This is a genomic window from Arthrobacter subterraneus (assembly GCF_900099735.1).
Classification (GTDB): domain Bacteria; phylum Actinomycetota; class Actinomycetes; order Actinomycetales; family Micrococcaceae; genus Arthrobacter_D; species Arthrobacter_D subterraneus.
Genome location: NZ_FNDT01000004.1, coordinates 145,876 through 159,107 on the forward strand (window position 1 = coordinate 145,876; position 13,232 = coordinate 159,107).

Genomic DNA, 13,232 nt, shown 5'->3' on the forward strand with positions numbered 1-13,232 from the left:
CCCCAAACCACGTTCTCCATACAAACCACTCAATCACCCGGGTCCGACATTTTCGGATCCGACCAGAAGCAGCGCCGAAATTTATGACCGCGCGGGCAGCACACACAGCTCGTTGCCGGATGGGTCCGCATAGATTCGCCACGGCAACTCGCCCCAGCCGGGCTGGATTTCATGTCCGCCCCGCTCAGCTATGCCCGCTCCGACTGCATCCGGACGATCCCCCGACTCAAGCCGGATATCGAGGTGAATCCGGTTTTTCGCGGTTCGCTTCGGAGCCGGCTCGGGACACAGCTCAAGAATGGGCCCCCTACGCGATGGGTGGCTCAGGGAACGAAACTCTCCTTGCACTGGAGTCCATCCGGTCAGCCAGGACCAGAACTCCGCGTCACGGTCCGGGTCTGCGGAATCGAGCGGTAGGGCTGCTATCGGGCCGACATCGCCATAGGCTCCCCGATCCTTCAGCACACAGAAGGGGTTGCCCTCCGGATCGGCAAGTACAACCCAGGGGACATCACCCTGGCCGATGTCGAGATGGGACGCTCCCAGTCCGAGCAGCCGGGCAGTCTCCGCGGCCTGATCGGCGCCTCCGCGAAGGTCAAGGTGGAGCCTGGGCTCGGACGAGGAAAGATCGGGGACACGCTGGAAGCACAAATCAAGCACCGGGCCGCCTTCAACGGTCAGCCGGGTCTCATACCCGTCAACTGAATCGGTCAGCCGCTCGCAGCCGAGCGCGGCCTCCCAGAACCGGCCCAACCGTCGCGGCTCGACCGCGTCAAAGACAATGTTCTCCAGATACATGGCACACACGGTAACCAGCGGCCGGTTCCATCTCAAGGACTCCGGGCAACATGGAAAGCAGGCTACCTGCCGTCGTCGTCGTTATAGAAAGCAGCTACCAGCGCCGGCTCCAGCTGTGCGATTTCGGTCAGGAAGGCATCGTGGCCGATCGGTGAGGTGATCGTATGCACCGGGACGTTTCCCGGCAGCGCGGAGGCGAGCTCATGGGACTGGGCAGGCCAGTAGAGCCGGTCGGAGTCGACGGCGGCAATGAAGAAGCGGGCGGTGGTGTCAGCCAGCGCATCGGCAAGGCCGCCCCTGTCGCGGGCGACGTCGTGGCTCATCAGCGCCTCGGTGAGGATCACGTAGCTATTGGCGTCGAACCGGCGAACCAGTTTGTCCGCCTGATGATCAAGGTAGCTTTCCACCTGGTACCGCCCGCGCCCGTCAGGCACTGCAGATCCGAAGGGCTCCTCGATGCCCTGCGCCGCGCGTCCGAACCGGTGGGACAACTCGGCTTCGGAGCGGTAGGTGATGTGTGCGATGCGCCGTGCCAGTCCGAGACCGGCTTCCGGGCCCGGGCTTCCGTAGTAATCGCCCCCCGCGAACTGCGGATCCAGCCGGATGGCCTGCACCTGGGCCTGCGCAAACGCGATCTGCTCGGCGGTGCTCGCAGCACCGCAGGCAATGACCGCACACCGCTGAACGCGCTCCGGGTACGTCACCGCCCACTCGAGCGCGCGGGCGCCGCCCATCGAACCGCCGATGACCGAGTGCCAGGCGGCGATACCGAGCTGGTCTGCGAGCAGTGCCTCGGTCCGGACCGAATCGCGGATGGTGACAAAGGGGAAACGGGATCCCCAGGGACGGCCCTCAGGATCAAGCGAAGCGGGCCCCGTGGAGCCGTAGCAACCGCCGAGCATATTGATGGAGACGACATAGAAGCGGTCCGTGTCGATGGTCTTGCCCGGGCCTACCAGGCTGTCCCACCATCCGTCTTCGCCTGACTCTCCCCGGGCGACGTGGGAACTGCCCGTCAGCGCATGCTCCACGAGCACAGCGTTGGACGCGTCTTCATTGAGCGTGCCCCAGGTCTCGTACGCAAGCACGACGTCGGACAGGTGCCCGCCCGCCTCCAGCGTCACCGGGCCGATCGCACGCCGCTGCACGACGACGCCGTCAACAGACTCCGTCTCGGGTTCCACTGTGGTGATGCCTGCCAAACCTGCCGCCTCCATGATTCGCGCTTGCTCCCGCACGCGACGTGCGGGGCCGGGTCGTCACCCGGGGCACCCCACCGCGGTAGGAGGGTTGCCGGACAGTAAGCCGGGGCTGAAGGCGGGCAAAACCCGCCGCACTGTCACTCGTGACCTCATACAAGAAAACCCGACCGATGCGCCAAACGGCAACTATTGTGACTCGCGGTGAAACATCCGACGCTGAGCGGGGCCGGGTCCGGGAATGCTTGAGTGGGGCCGCTCTGGCGCCTATGGGTGACGCGCGGCCCCACTCAAGGGGGACAGCCCGTGGGCGTCCCGGGCAGGAAGTCCGGCGGTCTCGGAACCGGGCTCCCTGTCCGCCAACTATCCGATGCTGACCTTGGGTTTTACTTGGGTGCTGATGTCTCGCCGTAATGCCGGGGACGGCTGCCGAAGTCACTGACAGCGGCGCATTGACAGCACCTCGGAAGAAGAGCATTCTGACACTCTCGGCCGCTGGTTCAGTCAGCCCTCCATTGCACGTTGTCGCAAGCTTCCAAGCCTGCATTCCCGGAGCACCGGTCATGCTTTCGGAGGAACAGCTTTAACCGCTCCTTGCTGAGGAGACCCGAAATGCCTGCAGTAACCGTCACAACCCTTGAGTCAAAGTCCTTTGATGAACCGGACGAGCAGCGCCGTCCGCCCAGAACAAAAGTCGACGTCATAAAAATTGGCGGAACCGAGCTCGGCAGGTTCACCTTCGAGTCCGGCTGGCGCTGGTCCGAGACCGTCAAAACCGTAGTCCACACCGATAGTTGCCAGAACAACCACCTGGGCTTCTGCACCGCCGGCATCCTCACAGTTCAGTTGGATGACGGAACCCGCCACACAATCCACGCCGGTGAGGCCTACGCCATCCCTCCGGGCCACGATGCCTGGGTTGAGAATGACGAAACGTTTGTGGGGTACGAGATCATGAGTGCGGCGACGTATGCCAAACCCGAGTAGATGACTGCGCTGCGCCTCGACGTTCAAGCCAACCAAGTGTGACTTAGGCAACCCTAAGTCGAGGCGCCGATCACAAAGTGCCAAGATGGGGCCATGCGCTTGGATCATGTGTCATATGCCTGCGAACCCGACGGTCTGATTGCCACTGCGGAACGAATTTCTGACGCTCTGGGAGTCGAATTTGTGAAGGGTGGAGTACACCCACGATTCGGTACCCGGAACATGATTTTCCCTCTGGTCAACGGCCAGTACCTCGAGGTGGTTGAGGTGCTGGACCACCCCGCGTCGGACAAGGCCCCGTTCGGCCAGGCCGTGCGCGCCCGGTCCGAGGCCGGCGGCGGCTGGATGGGCTGGTGTGTCGCTGTTGACGACCTCGCACCGTTCGAGGAACGCCTGGGACGCAGCGCCGTTCCCGGGAACCGCAAGTTCCCGGACGGCCAGGAACTGACCTGGCAGCAGATCGGCATCAAGGGCCTGATCGCAGACCCCCAGGTGCCCTACATGATCCGCTGGGATGACGGCACGGAGTCCCTCCACCCGTCACAGGCACGGCCCGCGTCAGTGCGGCTCAGCGCCCTCACCATCGCAGGCTCCGCCGAGCGCGTCACCGAATGGCTCGGCACCCCGGTCAGCCACCCACTGGACGACGTCGATGTGGAGTGGATTGCGCCGAACGGCACCCCCGGGATCATGTCCGTCACGTTCGAGACCCCGCAGGGCTCAGTCCGCATCTAGTGCTCTGCCCCTCGGTGCGGAGCCTTCGCAGACCCTGCTAGTTCCCGATCCCGATCGCGGGCCCGAAGAGGGCAAAGCCCACAAAGCCGGCAATGTCGAGCAGTGCGTGCGCCACCACCAGCGGCATGACCCGCCTGGTACGCGTGTAGGCATAGCCGAAAATCAGGCCCATGATCACGTTCCCTACGAACGGACCGATGCCCTGATACAGGTGATAGCTCCCCCGCAGCAGCGCTGAGGCCACAATGATGGCGGGCACCGACCAGCCCAGCTCGCGCAGACGCTCGAAAAGGTAGCCCACCACAATCACCTCTTCGAGCACGGCATGGCGGAGCGCCGAGAGCACCAGCACCGGAACGGTCCACCAGTAGGAATCGAGCGCCGTCGGAATGATCGCCGTCGTCACCCCCAGCGCGCGGCCGGCCGCGTAGACACCGAGCGTTCCCACGCCAATGAGCGCCGCCAGCCCGACTCCCAGGCCGAAATCCACCTTGGGATTGCTGAAGGTGAACCCGATCCGCCGGAACGCCGATCTTCCCGGCTCGGTCAGCAGGAAGATCACCAGCACCACCGGGACCAGTGCAAAAAAGATCCCCAGCAGCTGGTACGTGAGATCAAAGTACTGGCGATCATCCAGCACAGGGTTCAGCCGGGTGGTCTGCGCGGACAGCGGCGCGCGGGTCAGCTTGTCGATCAGCTCGACCACCGCGTAGACCCCCGCCTGACCCAGGGACAGGCCGAGGACTATGAGGATTTCTGCTTTGATCCTCTTCCGGCCCGCGGTGGGAGACAACGACGACGACTGGCTGGTTTCCGCGGTTGGCATGCCTTCATGGTGCCGTACCGGCGCCGCCCCCGCCAAAGCCCGCACTCCCCTTCCACCGGAAGTATTTGTCGCCGTTCTGCGCCTAAGACGCAGTCTTAGCAGCAGAACGGCGACAAAAACTTCAACGGAGGCGGCGCCCGCGACGCCACACGGCGTGGGTCAGCTCCATCCCCGGACGGTACGCGAGGTGGGTTGCGGAGGGCGCGTCGAGCAGCTGCAGGTCGGCCCGGTGTCCCACCACAAGGGAACCCACGGCGAGGGCACCCGCAGCAAGCGGACCGCTGGGAGACGCGCCCGCGGCGAGGGCACCCACCGCAGGCGAACCGCCGTCGTCGGTCGACTGCTCCCGGTGGAGGGCAAGTGCTCCACCGTAGGTGGCAGCACGGACTGCCTCGTGAACGGTCAGGCCCATCTGCAGCACGGCCGTCGCCACGCAGAACGCCATCGACGTGGTGTAGGAGGTTCCGGGATTGCAGTTCGAGGCGATCGCAACCGGAACACCCGCGTCCAGCAGCTGCCGCGCCGGTGCGAGGGGCTGCCGGGTCGAGAGGTCGCACGCGGGCAGGCACGTCGCGACGGTGCCACGAAGACCGGTGCCGCGAAGACCGGTGCCACGAGGACCGGTGCCTCGGCTGCCGGAGCCCACGGTTCCGGACCCTCCAGCCCACCCGGACCAGGAACCTGCGAGCGCATCGATGTCAGCGGAGGTGAGGTGGTTGACGTGGTCCACGCTGGCGGCGCCCTCTTCCACGGCGAGCCGCACCCCCTCCCCCGGTCCGAGCTGGTTGCCGTGCACCCGCAGGCCCAGGCCGGCATCCCGACACGCCCGGAGCACCTCGCGGCTCTGGTCGGGAGTGAACGCGCCCGTTTCGCAGAAGACGTCGGCCCAGCCCACCCAGGGGCGGACGGCCTCGAGCATGGGGCCGGTGACCAGCCGCACGTAGTCGTCAGCGGCCCAGCCCTGCGGCACGAGGTGCGCACCCAGGAACGTCACCTCGTCAGCCGTCGCGGCCGCGATCCGGGCATGCCGGGCTTCCTCCGCCACATCGAGCCCGTAGCCCGTCTTCGTTTCGAGGCAGGTGGTGCCCGACGCCGCTGCCTCCGCCGCACGCGCCGCCACCAGCTCACCCAATTCCTCATCAGACGCCCGCCGGGTGGCCTCCACGGTGACGGAGATCCCGCCGGCAGCATAGGACTCCCCCGCCATCCGTGCCTCGAACTCGGCCGTCCGGTCACCGGCGAAAACCAGATGCGTATGGCTGTCCACCCAGCCCGGCAGGCAGGCGCGGCCGCCGGCGTCGTACCGGGAATCGGCGGCAGGGGCGTTCCGGGCCGTGCCGATCCAGGTGATCCGCTCGCCCTCCAGGACAATGGCGGCGTCACGAAGCACCCGGTGCTCGGCGTCCTGCGTCATCAGCTCACCGATGTTGGTGATCAGCGTTGCTGGATCGGTCATGACTCCGCCCTTCGCAGATGTGCTGCCTCATCCAGCCGGGCGATGGCCGCGGCCAGCAGCGTGCCCGGATCCCCCAGCCGCGTATGCCGCCCATTGCGGGCGAGGACTTCCCGGCCGACGACGACGGCGGTGACATCCTGCGCCGTGGCCGTCAGTGGGAGCTGGCCGGGATCCGACCCGGCGGTGCGCGCAGTGGCCGGGTCCAGCGCCACCAGGTCGCAGACCAGGCCCGGCTGCAGCCCCGCTGCTGCGCGGCCCTGCGCCCGGGATCCGCCGGCCGACGCTGCCTGCACCAGGGCAGCGGGCGAAAAACGACCGCGTTCTCCACTGCCGAGCCGCTCGCCGTGTTCCAGTGCCCGCATCTCAAGCCAGGGGTCGACGACGGCGTGCTGGTCGGTGCCCAGCGCCACCACGGCGCCGGCATCCCGGAGCGCGCGGGCCGGGCCGATCCCGTCCGCGAGGTCCGCTTCCGTGGTGGGGCACATGGCGACGGTGACGCCGGCCTGTCCGAGGAGTTCGATGTCCTTCCCGGACAGGTGCGTGGCATGGACTACGGTCAACCGTTCGGAGAGCAGGTTGTGGCGGGCCAGCAGGCCGGTGGGGGTAAGCCCCGTCGCGGCGAGGCAGTCCTGGTTCTCCGCGGGCTGCTCGGAGAGGTGGATGTGCAGCGGAACCTCAGCCGGAAGGTTCTGCGCAATACACGCGAGCCCGGGTTCATCGACCGCGCGCACGGAGTGCACTGCTGCGCCGACCGTGACCTGGGCGGCGCTGAAGTGGGCGCCAACCGCATCGCGCAGGGACTTCCACCGGGTCAGCCAGGCGCCGGCGCCGCCGTCGCTGAAGCGGGCCTGTTCAGGCTGGACGGGCGCGCCGAACCCGGACGAGAGGTAGCAGGTGTCGAGCAGCGTCAGCCGGATGCCGGCGGCCACCGCGGCACGGGCCAGCGCCAGTTCCATGCCATGCGGGGCGTACGGGCCACCCCCCGGCCGGTGGTGGACGTAGTGGAATTCGGCGACGCTGGTCCAGCCTGCCGTCACCATCTCGGTGTAGACCGCGGTGGCGAGCTCCTCATACAGCTCAGGGGTCAGTGTTCCCGCCGCCTGGTACATCGCCTCCCGCCAGGTCCAGAAGGTGCCGGTGCCGGAGTGGGTCCGCCCGCGCAGCGCCCGGTGGAAGGCATGCGAGTGCGCGTTGGCTGCCGCAGGAAACACAACGCCGGGCAGCCGCAGGTCCAGCGGCTCCGCCTGAGTGCCGGGCATCACCGAGCGGACGATGCCGCCGTCGTCGACCTCGGCACGGACGCCGGCGGCAATGGTGCCCGGCTCGAGCCACGCCTGCTCGCACCACAGAGCCTTCACAGCAGCCGCTCCAGGACGTCGGCGAGCGCAGCCGCACCGAGGTCGGCGTCGTCCGGTTCCACGTGCTCCTCCGGAGAGTGGCTGATACCGGTGGGGTTGCGCACGTACAGCATGGCGGAGGGTCCGTGCGCGGCGAGGATGCCGGCGTCGTGCCCTGCTCCGGTGGGCAGTGCGGGGGCGCCGGGGAGGGCGAGCTGCAGCTGGCGCTGGAGTTCGGCGTCGAATGTGACGGTGCCGCTCACGGATTCCTGCGTGAGGGCAGCGGTGCACCCTTCAAAGGCGGCCGCCTTCTGGGCCTGCCCGTGGATGCTTTCCACGAGGGCGGCGGTGGTGGCATCGTCGGGGTGGCGGACGTCAATCCAGAGGTCGACCCGGGAGGCGATGACGTTGGTGCCCCCGGGAACCGGCTGGATACGGCCGACCGTGGCGCGGGCCTCCGGCGTGGCCGCGGCGGTTTTGCGGATGGCCAGGACAACCTGGGCGGCGGCGACCATGGGGTCCGCGCGGTCCTCCATGAGGGTGGTTCCGGCGTGGTTGCCCTGCCCGGTGATGGTCAGCTTCCAGCGACCGTGGCCGATGATCGAGGTCCCGACGGCGATGGGCGCCTTTAGGTCGATCAGGCCGCGGCCCTGCTCGACGTGAAGCTCCACGAAGTCACCGATCCGGCCGAGTGCCTCGTCATCCCTGCCCAGATGCGCCGGGTCCAGCCCGTGCGCGCGGGCCGCTTCGGCGAATGTGACGCCGTCAGCGTCCTTCAGGTTGCGCGCGGCGTCAGCGTCAATGCCGCCGGTCAGCAGCCGCGAGCCCAGGCAGGCCACACCGAAGCGTGAACCTTCCTCTTCGGGGAACACCGCGACGGCGAGCGCCCGGTGCGGTGTCACGCCGCGGGCTTTCAGGAGGTCGACGGCGGCCAGTGCGGAGGCGACGCCGAGCGGACCGTCAAACGCGCCTCCCCCGGGAACGGAGTCGAGGTGGCTGCCGGTGACCAGCGCGCCCCGGCGGCTGTCGCCGTCGTGCGCCTCGTTGCCGCTCCGGGCAGGGTCCCACCAGGCCCAGAGGATCCCGTTCCGGTCAGTTTCCACCTCGAGGCCGCGCCGGCCGGCTTCCTGCTGGAACCAGGAGCGCAGGTCGAGCTCCGCAGTGGAGAAGACCGGGCGGGAGTAGCCTCCCCGGGATGGGTCCCGTCCGACGTCCTCGATCGATCCAAGCAGGCTGCTGACGCTGTCCAAGGGATTTCCTTCCGCTGGCCGGACGTTCTGTGGAGGATGCACTTCTACCCCTATCAACTTCTGGCCGCCGGGCCTAGACTCGCCAGCACACGGCTGAAGACATCAACCTGGAGGAGTTCATTGTGAGCGGACGTGTTGTACATTTCGAGATTCCCTTTGACGACGGCGACCGCGCCCGGGCGTTCTACCGCGAAGCCTTCGGCTGGGAGGTGTCGCAGATGCCCGAGTTCGACTACACCGCCGCGGCCACCGGCCCGGCCGGCGAACAGGGTCCCACCGAACCCGGCTACATCAACGGCGGTATGTTCCGGCGGGACGGCGGTCCATTGTCCGGCCCGATCATCACCCTGGATGTCGAGAACATCGAGGACACTCTGGCGAAGATCGAGTCGCTCGGCGGCTCTGGTGTCGGTGAGAAGCTGCCGGTCGGCGACATGGGGTTCGCCGCGTACTTCCGCGACCCGGAGGGCAACGTGATGGGACTCTGGCAGAACGCCTGAGCCCGGCCGGTCAGCCCTGCATCGGAGTCCGGACCCCGCGTTCACGGGCCACCTCCTGCGCGCGCTCGTACCCGGCGTCGACGTGGCGCATGACGCCGGTCCCCGGATCATTGGTCAGGAGCCGCTCGAGCTTCTCGGCGGCGAGGGCCGTGCCGTCGGCCACTGAAACCTGGCCGGCATGGATGGACCGGCCGATGCCCACTCCGCCGCCGTGGTGGATGGAGACCCAGGTGGCGCCGGAGGCCGTGTTGAGCATGGCGTTCAGGAGCGGCCAGTCGGCGATGGCGTCGGACCCGTCGGCCATGGCCTCGGTTTCCCGGTAGGGCGAGGCCACCGAGCCCGAGTCGAGGTGGTCCCGGCCGATCACGATCGGGGCGGAGACCTTGCCCTCCGCGACGAGGCGGTTGAAGAGCAGGCCGGCCTTCGCGCGGTCGCCGTAACCGAGCCAGCAGATGCGTGCCGGGAGGCCCTCGAACTCCACGAGGTCTCCGGCGGCGTCGAGCCAGCGGTGCAGGTGGTCGTTCTCCGGGAAGAGTTCCTTGAGCGCTGCGTCGGTGACGGCGATGTCTGCCGGATCACCGGAGAGCGCAACCCACCGGAACGGCCCCAGCCCTTCGCAGAAGAGCGGCCGGATGTAGGCGGGAACAAAGCCCGGGAAGTCGAAGGCGCGCCCGTAGCCGCCCTTGCGTGCCTCGTCCCGGATGGAGTTGCCGTAGTCGAAGACCTCGGCTCCTGCGTCCTGGAAGCCCACCATCGCTTCAACGTGCCGCGCCATGGACGTCTGGGCCTTCTTGGTGAATCCGTCCGGGTCTCCGGAGGCCTCCCGCTCCCATTCGTCGACGTCGATCCCCTCGGGGAGGTAACTCAGTGGATCATGGGCGGACGTCTGATCCGTGACGATGTCGATGCTGAACTCGCCGTTCCGCTGCCGTTCCAGCAGCGCCGGCAGGATCTCGGCCGCGTTTCCGACGACGCCGACGGACAGGGCCCGCTTCTCGCGCTTCGCCTCGAGCACCTGCGCGAGGCCGTCCTCCAGGTCCGCGGCGACGACGTCGAGGTAGCGCTTGGCTGCACGCCTGCGCAGGCGGGTCTCATCGACGTCGATGATCAGCACGGCGCCGCCGTTCAGCGTCACGGCGAGCGGCTGGGCGCCCCCCATTCCGCCGCACCCGGCCGTGAGTGTCAGCGTGCCGGCCAGCGTCCCGCCGAAACGGGCGTTGGCCACGGCGGCGAACGTCTCGAAAGTTCCCTGCAGGATGCCCTGGGTGCCGATGTAGATCCAGGACCCGGCGGTCATCTGGCCGTACATCATGAGCCCCTCGGCCTCCAGCCGGCGGAACTCCGGCCAGGTGGCCCAGTCCCCCACCAGGTTGGAGTTCGCGAGGAGCACCCGCGGCGCCCACGGGTTGGTGCGGAAGACGCCCACCGGCTTGCCGGACTGGACCAGCAGCGTCTCATCCTCCTCGAGATCCTGCAGTGTGGCGACGATGGCGTCGTAGGCCTCCCAGCTGCGGGCAGCCCGGCCGGTGCCGCCGTAGACCACGAGGTCCTCCGGCCGCTCCGCCACCTCGGGGTCGAGGTTGTTCATGAGCATGCGCAGCGGTGCTTCCGTCTGCCAGCTTTTCGCTGACAATTCGGTGCCGCGGGGTGCGCGAACGGATCGTGAGGGGTCGTGCTGGGTGAAGGAGGTCATGCCTGTGCTCCTGGGCTCGTGGACTCGTTGGTAGGGGGTGTGTTCGTGGGCGGCGGGGTGAGGATGCCGGCTGCCTCGGCGGCGACCTGGCGGCCGATCCGGCGCGCGCCGTCGTCGGTGATCCGGTAGCTCGGCACCACCACGCTCAGCGCGGCCACCACATGGCCGCCGGAGATCACGGGCGCCGCGATAGCGGTGACGTCCGGTTCGATGCCGTTGCTGACCACCACAAAGCCGTCTTCGGCCGTCCGGCCGCGCAGGACGGCCCCCGCGGCGGAACCCTCCAGCGGGATGCTCCGGCCCACCCAGCTGGTGTGCCGGACGGAGTGGGTACCCTCGCGGACGGATAGGTAGATTCCGTGCCCGTCATGCGAGGGGACGTTGAGGTAGGCGGACTCACCGGTCGAGTCGACCAGCCGTTCCAGCGCCTCCTCCGCGAGTGAGACCAGCGATTCATGTGAGAGGGCCTGTGCACCGAGCTGGACCACGCGCATGCCCGGCCGGTAGCCGTTGTCGTCCCGGCGGACAAAGCCGGTGCCCTCCAGCGTGCGCAGCAGACGCAGCGCGGTGGAGGCCGAGAGACCGGCGTCCCTGGCGGCGTCGGCGAGGGTCACCGACCCGCGGTCGCACACCGTGCCGAGGAGCAGCAGCGCCCGCTCGACGGTGCGGGTAGAGGTATCCGCCACGGTTTCTTCCTTGCGTTCGGGGGAAATTTGTATTTCACTTATTGAAACGCTCATTTCACTGATTGGCAAGGCCGGTTGGGAAGAACGAAGTTGGACATAACGAAAGAGGACAGGTCATGCGAGACGAACCGACCGTGACGATCGGGCTCGGCGCACTCGCGCCGGCGGACGTGGTTGCCGTGGCGCGCTACGGTGCCCGGGTACAGCTCGGCGCGGAGTCCCTGGCCGCGATGAAGGCTAGCCGTGCGGTCATTGACGCCCTCATCGATGACCCCATTCCCCACTACGGCGTCTCCACCGGGTTCGGCGCGCTGGCCACCAAGCACATTCCCGTCCAGGAGCGTACCCACCTCCAGCGCAGCCTCATCCGCAGCCATGCGGCGTCTTCCGGCGCTGAAGTGGACCGCGAGGTGGTGCGCGGACTCATGCTCGGCCGGCTCTCCACCATGGCAACCGGGCGGACAGGCGTGCGTCCCGTCGTCGCGCAGACCTACGCCGACATGCTCAATGCCGGAATCACGCCCGTGATCGGCGAGTACGGTTCGCTGGGCTGCTCCGGGGACCTTGCCCCGCTCTCCCACGTGGCGCTGGCGCTGATGGGCGAGGGCGAGGTAAGGAACGACGACGGCGCGCTGCTGCCTGCCGCCGCGGCGCTGGCTGCCGCCGGCATCCCCCCGGTGGAACTGCGGGAAAAGGAAGGACTTGCCCTCATCAACGGCACCGACGGGATGCTCGGCATGCTGGTCCTGGCCTCCGCGGACCTGCACCGGCTGCTGCGGACCGCGGACCTCGCCGCCGCGATGAGCGTGGAGGGACTGCTGGGCACCGAGAGCGTCTTCGCCGAGGACCTGCACCGGCTCCGGCCGCATCCGGGCCAGCTGGCATCCGCAGCGAACATCCGCCGGATCCTGGCCGGGTCCCGCCTCATCGGCGAGCATGCCTCGGAGGAGCGCAGGGCGCACCGGTTCACCCGGGTGCAGGACGCCTACTCGCTGCGGTGCGCCCCGCAGGTCCACGGTGCGGCGCGGGCCACGCTGGCGCACGTGGAATCGGTCGCAGCGATCGAGCTGGGCTCCGCCATCGACAATCCGGTGGTCACTCCGGACGGTCGGGTGGAATCGAACGGCAATTTCCACGGCGCTCCGATCGGTTACGCGCTGGACTTCCTGGCGATCGCCGTGGCGGACCTCGCCTCCATGAGCGAGCGCCGCACCGACCGCTTCCTCGACAAGAGCCGCAGCCACGGCCTCAACCCGTTCCTGGCGCACGATCCGGGCGTCGACTCAGGGCACATGATCGCCCAGTACACGCAGGCCGGAATCGTCTCCGAGCTCAAGCGTCTGGCCGCTCCGGCGTCCGTCGATTCCATTCCGTCTTCGGCCATGCAGGAAGACCACGTGTCCATGGGCTGGGCCGCCGGGCTGAAGCTGCGGCGTGCGCTGGACGGGCTCACCCGCGTTGTCGCGATCGAGCTGCTGACCGCGGCCCGTGCGCTGGACATGCGCGACGGCGGATTGGCCACCTCCCACAGCTCACCGGCTCTTTCCGCCGCGCGCGCAGTGATCCGCGAGGTGGTCGAAGGTCCGGGAACGGACCGCTACCTCGCACCGGAAATCGAGGCCGTGCGGAAGCTGGTGGAGGCTGGTCTGGTGACTGACGCCGTCGACCGTGTCCTGGAGGAGCCGCTGGAGTAGAGCGTCCGGCGCTGGGTGTACAAGTGCCCGGCGCGTAATAATGGCGCTCCGATCAACTCAGAGCGCCATTA

Annotated in this window: 12 protein-coding genes and 1 riboswitch; of the genes, 4 read left to right on the forward strand and 8 right to left on the reverse strand. The window is 68.1% G+C overall.

The annotated features are described in order from the left end of the window. Positions 1-81 precede the first annotated feature (81 nt). Both BLS52_RS06915 and metX read right to left on the reverse strand, forming a co-directional pair. Positions 82-798, reverse strand: coding sequence for a VOC family protein (locus BLS52_RS06915; RefSeq protein WP_090585402.1), 717 nt, complete (start codon positions 796-798; stop codon positions 82-84). Positions 799-860: 62 nt separating this feature from the next. Continuing rightward, on the reverse strand, positions 861-1,991 hold the full coding sequence (metX, locus tag BLS52_RS06920) for a homoserine O-acetyltransferase MetX (protein ID WP_245702745.1): 1,131 nt from the start codon (positions 1,989-1,991) through the stop codon (positions 861-863). 24 nt (positions 1,992-2,015) lie between these two features. Further along, positions 2,016-2,149: riboswitch (SAM riboswitch) on the reverse strand. A gap of 460 nt (positions 2,150-2,609) precedes the next feature. Between metX and BLS52_RS06925 the strand changes: the two genes are divergently transcribed. Together BLS52_RS06925 and BLS52_RS06930 are read left to right on the forward strand one after the other, a co-directional pair. Further along, positions 2,610-2,984 (forward strand): cupin domain-containing protein, encoded by a 375-nt coding sequence (locus BLS52_RS06925; RefSeq protein ID WP_090585405.1) that lies wholly within the window; start codon positions 2,610-2,612, stop codon positions 2,982-2,984. Between the two features lie 93 nt (positions 2,985-3,077). Beyond that, complete coding sequence (locus BLS52_RS06930) at positions 3,078-3,719, forward strand: VOC family protein (protein WP_090585407.1); 642 nt, start codon at positions 3,078-3,080, stop codon at positions 3,717-3,719. Positions 3,720-3,756: 37 nt separating this feature from the next. Here BLS52_RS06930 and BLS52_RS06935 read toward each other — a convergent pair whose 3' ends face one another. The 4 genes from BLS52_RS06935 to BLS52_RS06950 form a co-directional block, all read right to left on the reverse strand. Next, positions 3,757-4,545, reverse strand: a complete 789-nt coding sequence (locus tag BLS52_RS06935) for a CPBP family intramembrane glutamic endopeptidase (protein WP_090585409.1) — start codon at positions 4,543-4,545, stop codon at positions 3,757-3,759. 121 nt (positions 4,546-4,666) lie between these two features. Next, the gene (locus BLS52_RS06940; protein WP_090585411.1) at positions 4,667-6,001 is read right to left on the reverse strand and encodes an amidohydrolase family protein; all 1,335 of its coding nucleotides are present in this window, start codon (positions 5,999-6,001) and stop codon (positions 4,667-4,669) included. Next, complete coding sequence (locus BLS52_RS06945) at positions 5,998-7,359, reverse strand: formimidoylglutamate deiminase (RefSeq protein ID WP_245702736.1); 1,362 nt, start codon at positions 7,357-7,359, stop codon at positions 5,998-6,000. The genes BLS52_RS06940 and BLS52_RS06945 overlap by 4 nt, the downstream gene beginning before the upstream one ends. Next, positions 7,356-8,588 (reverse strand): allantoate amidohydrolase, encoded by a 1,233-nt coding sequence (locus BLS52_RS06950; RefSeq protein ID WP_090585413.1) that lies wholly within the window; start codon positions 8,586-8,588, stop codon positions 7,356-7,358. Before BLS52_RS06950 ends, BLS52_RS06945 begins: the two co-directional genes overlap by 4 nt. Before the next feature lie 122 nt (positions 8,589-8,710). On the opposite strand from BLS52_RS06950, the gene BLS52_RS06955 reads away from it, so the two are divergent. Further along, positions 8,711-9,088, forward strand: coding sequence for a VOC family protein (locus BLS52_RS06955; RefSeq protein ID WP_026545392.1), 378 nt, complete (start codon positions 8,711-8,713; stop codon positions 9,086-9,088). 10 nt (positions 9,089-9,098) lie between these two features. Here the strand turns inward: BLS52_RS06955 and hutU are convergent, their stop codons facing one another. Together hutU and BLS52_RS06965 are read right to left on the reverse strand one after the other, a co-directional pair. Continuing rightward, entirely contained in the window at positions 9,099-10,781 is a 1,683-nt protein-coding gene (gene hutU / locus BLS52_RS06960) for a urocanate hydratase (protein WP_090585414.1), read from the reverse strand. Further along, a complete protein-coding gene (locus BLS52_RS06965; RefSeq protein ID WP_090585416.1) occupies positions 10,778-11,467 on the reverse strand; it encodes an IclR family transcriptional regulator in 690 nt (229 codons plus the stop codon). Before BLS52_RS06965 ends, hutU begins: the two co-directional genes overlap by 4 nt. Positions 11,468-11,583: 116 nt before the next feature. Here BLS52_RS06965 and hutH point away from each other — a divergent pair, with 116 nt between their 5' ends. Further along, the gene (hutH, locus tag BLS52_RS06970; RefSeq protein WP_090585418.1) at positions 11,584-13,161 is read left to right on the forward strand and encodes a histidine ammonia-lyase; all 1,578 of its coding nucleotides are present in this window, start codon (positions 11,584-11,586) and stop codon (positions 13,159-13,161) included. The last annotated feature ends 71 nt before the right edge of the window (positions 13,162-13,232 follow it).

What these genes read in the sequence shown, in the direction of transcription:
- BLS52_RS06915 (WP_090585402.1), bottom strand. Translation starts at nt 798, where the DNA reads ATGTATCTGGAGAACATTGTCTTTGACGCGGTCGAGCCGCGACGGTTG.
- BLS52_RS06925 (WP_090585405.1), top strand. Translation starts at nt 2,610, where the DNA reads ATGCCTGCAGTAACCGTCACAACCCTTGAGTCAAAGTCCTTTGATGAA.
- BLS52_RS06930 (WP_090585407.1), top strand. Translation starts at nt 3,078, where the DNA reads ATGCGCTTGGATCATGTGTCATATGCCTGCGAACCCGACGGTCTGATT.
- BLS52_RS06935 (WP_090585409.1), bottom strand. Translation starts at nt 4,545, where the DNA reads ATGCCAACCGCGGAAACCAGCCAGTCGTCGTCGTTGTCTCCCACCGCG.
- BLS52_RS06940 (WP_090585411.1), bottom strand. Translation starts at nt 6,001, where the DNA reads ATGACCGATCCAGCAACGCTGATCACCAACATCGGTGAGCTGATGACG.
- hutU (WP_090585414.1), bottom strand. Translation starts at nt 10,781, where the DNA reads ATGACCTCCTTCACCCAGCACGACCCCTCACGATCCGTTCGCGCACCC.
- hutH (WP_090585418.1), top strand. Translation starts at nt 11,584, where the DNA reads ATGCGAGACGAACCGACCGTGACGATCGGGCTCGGCGCACTCGCGCCG.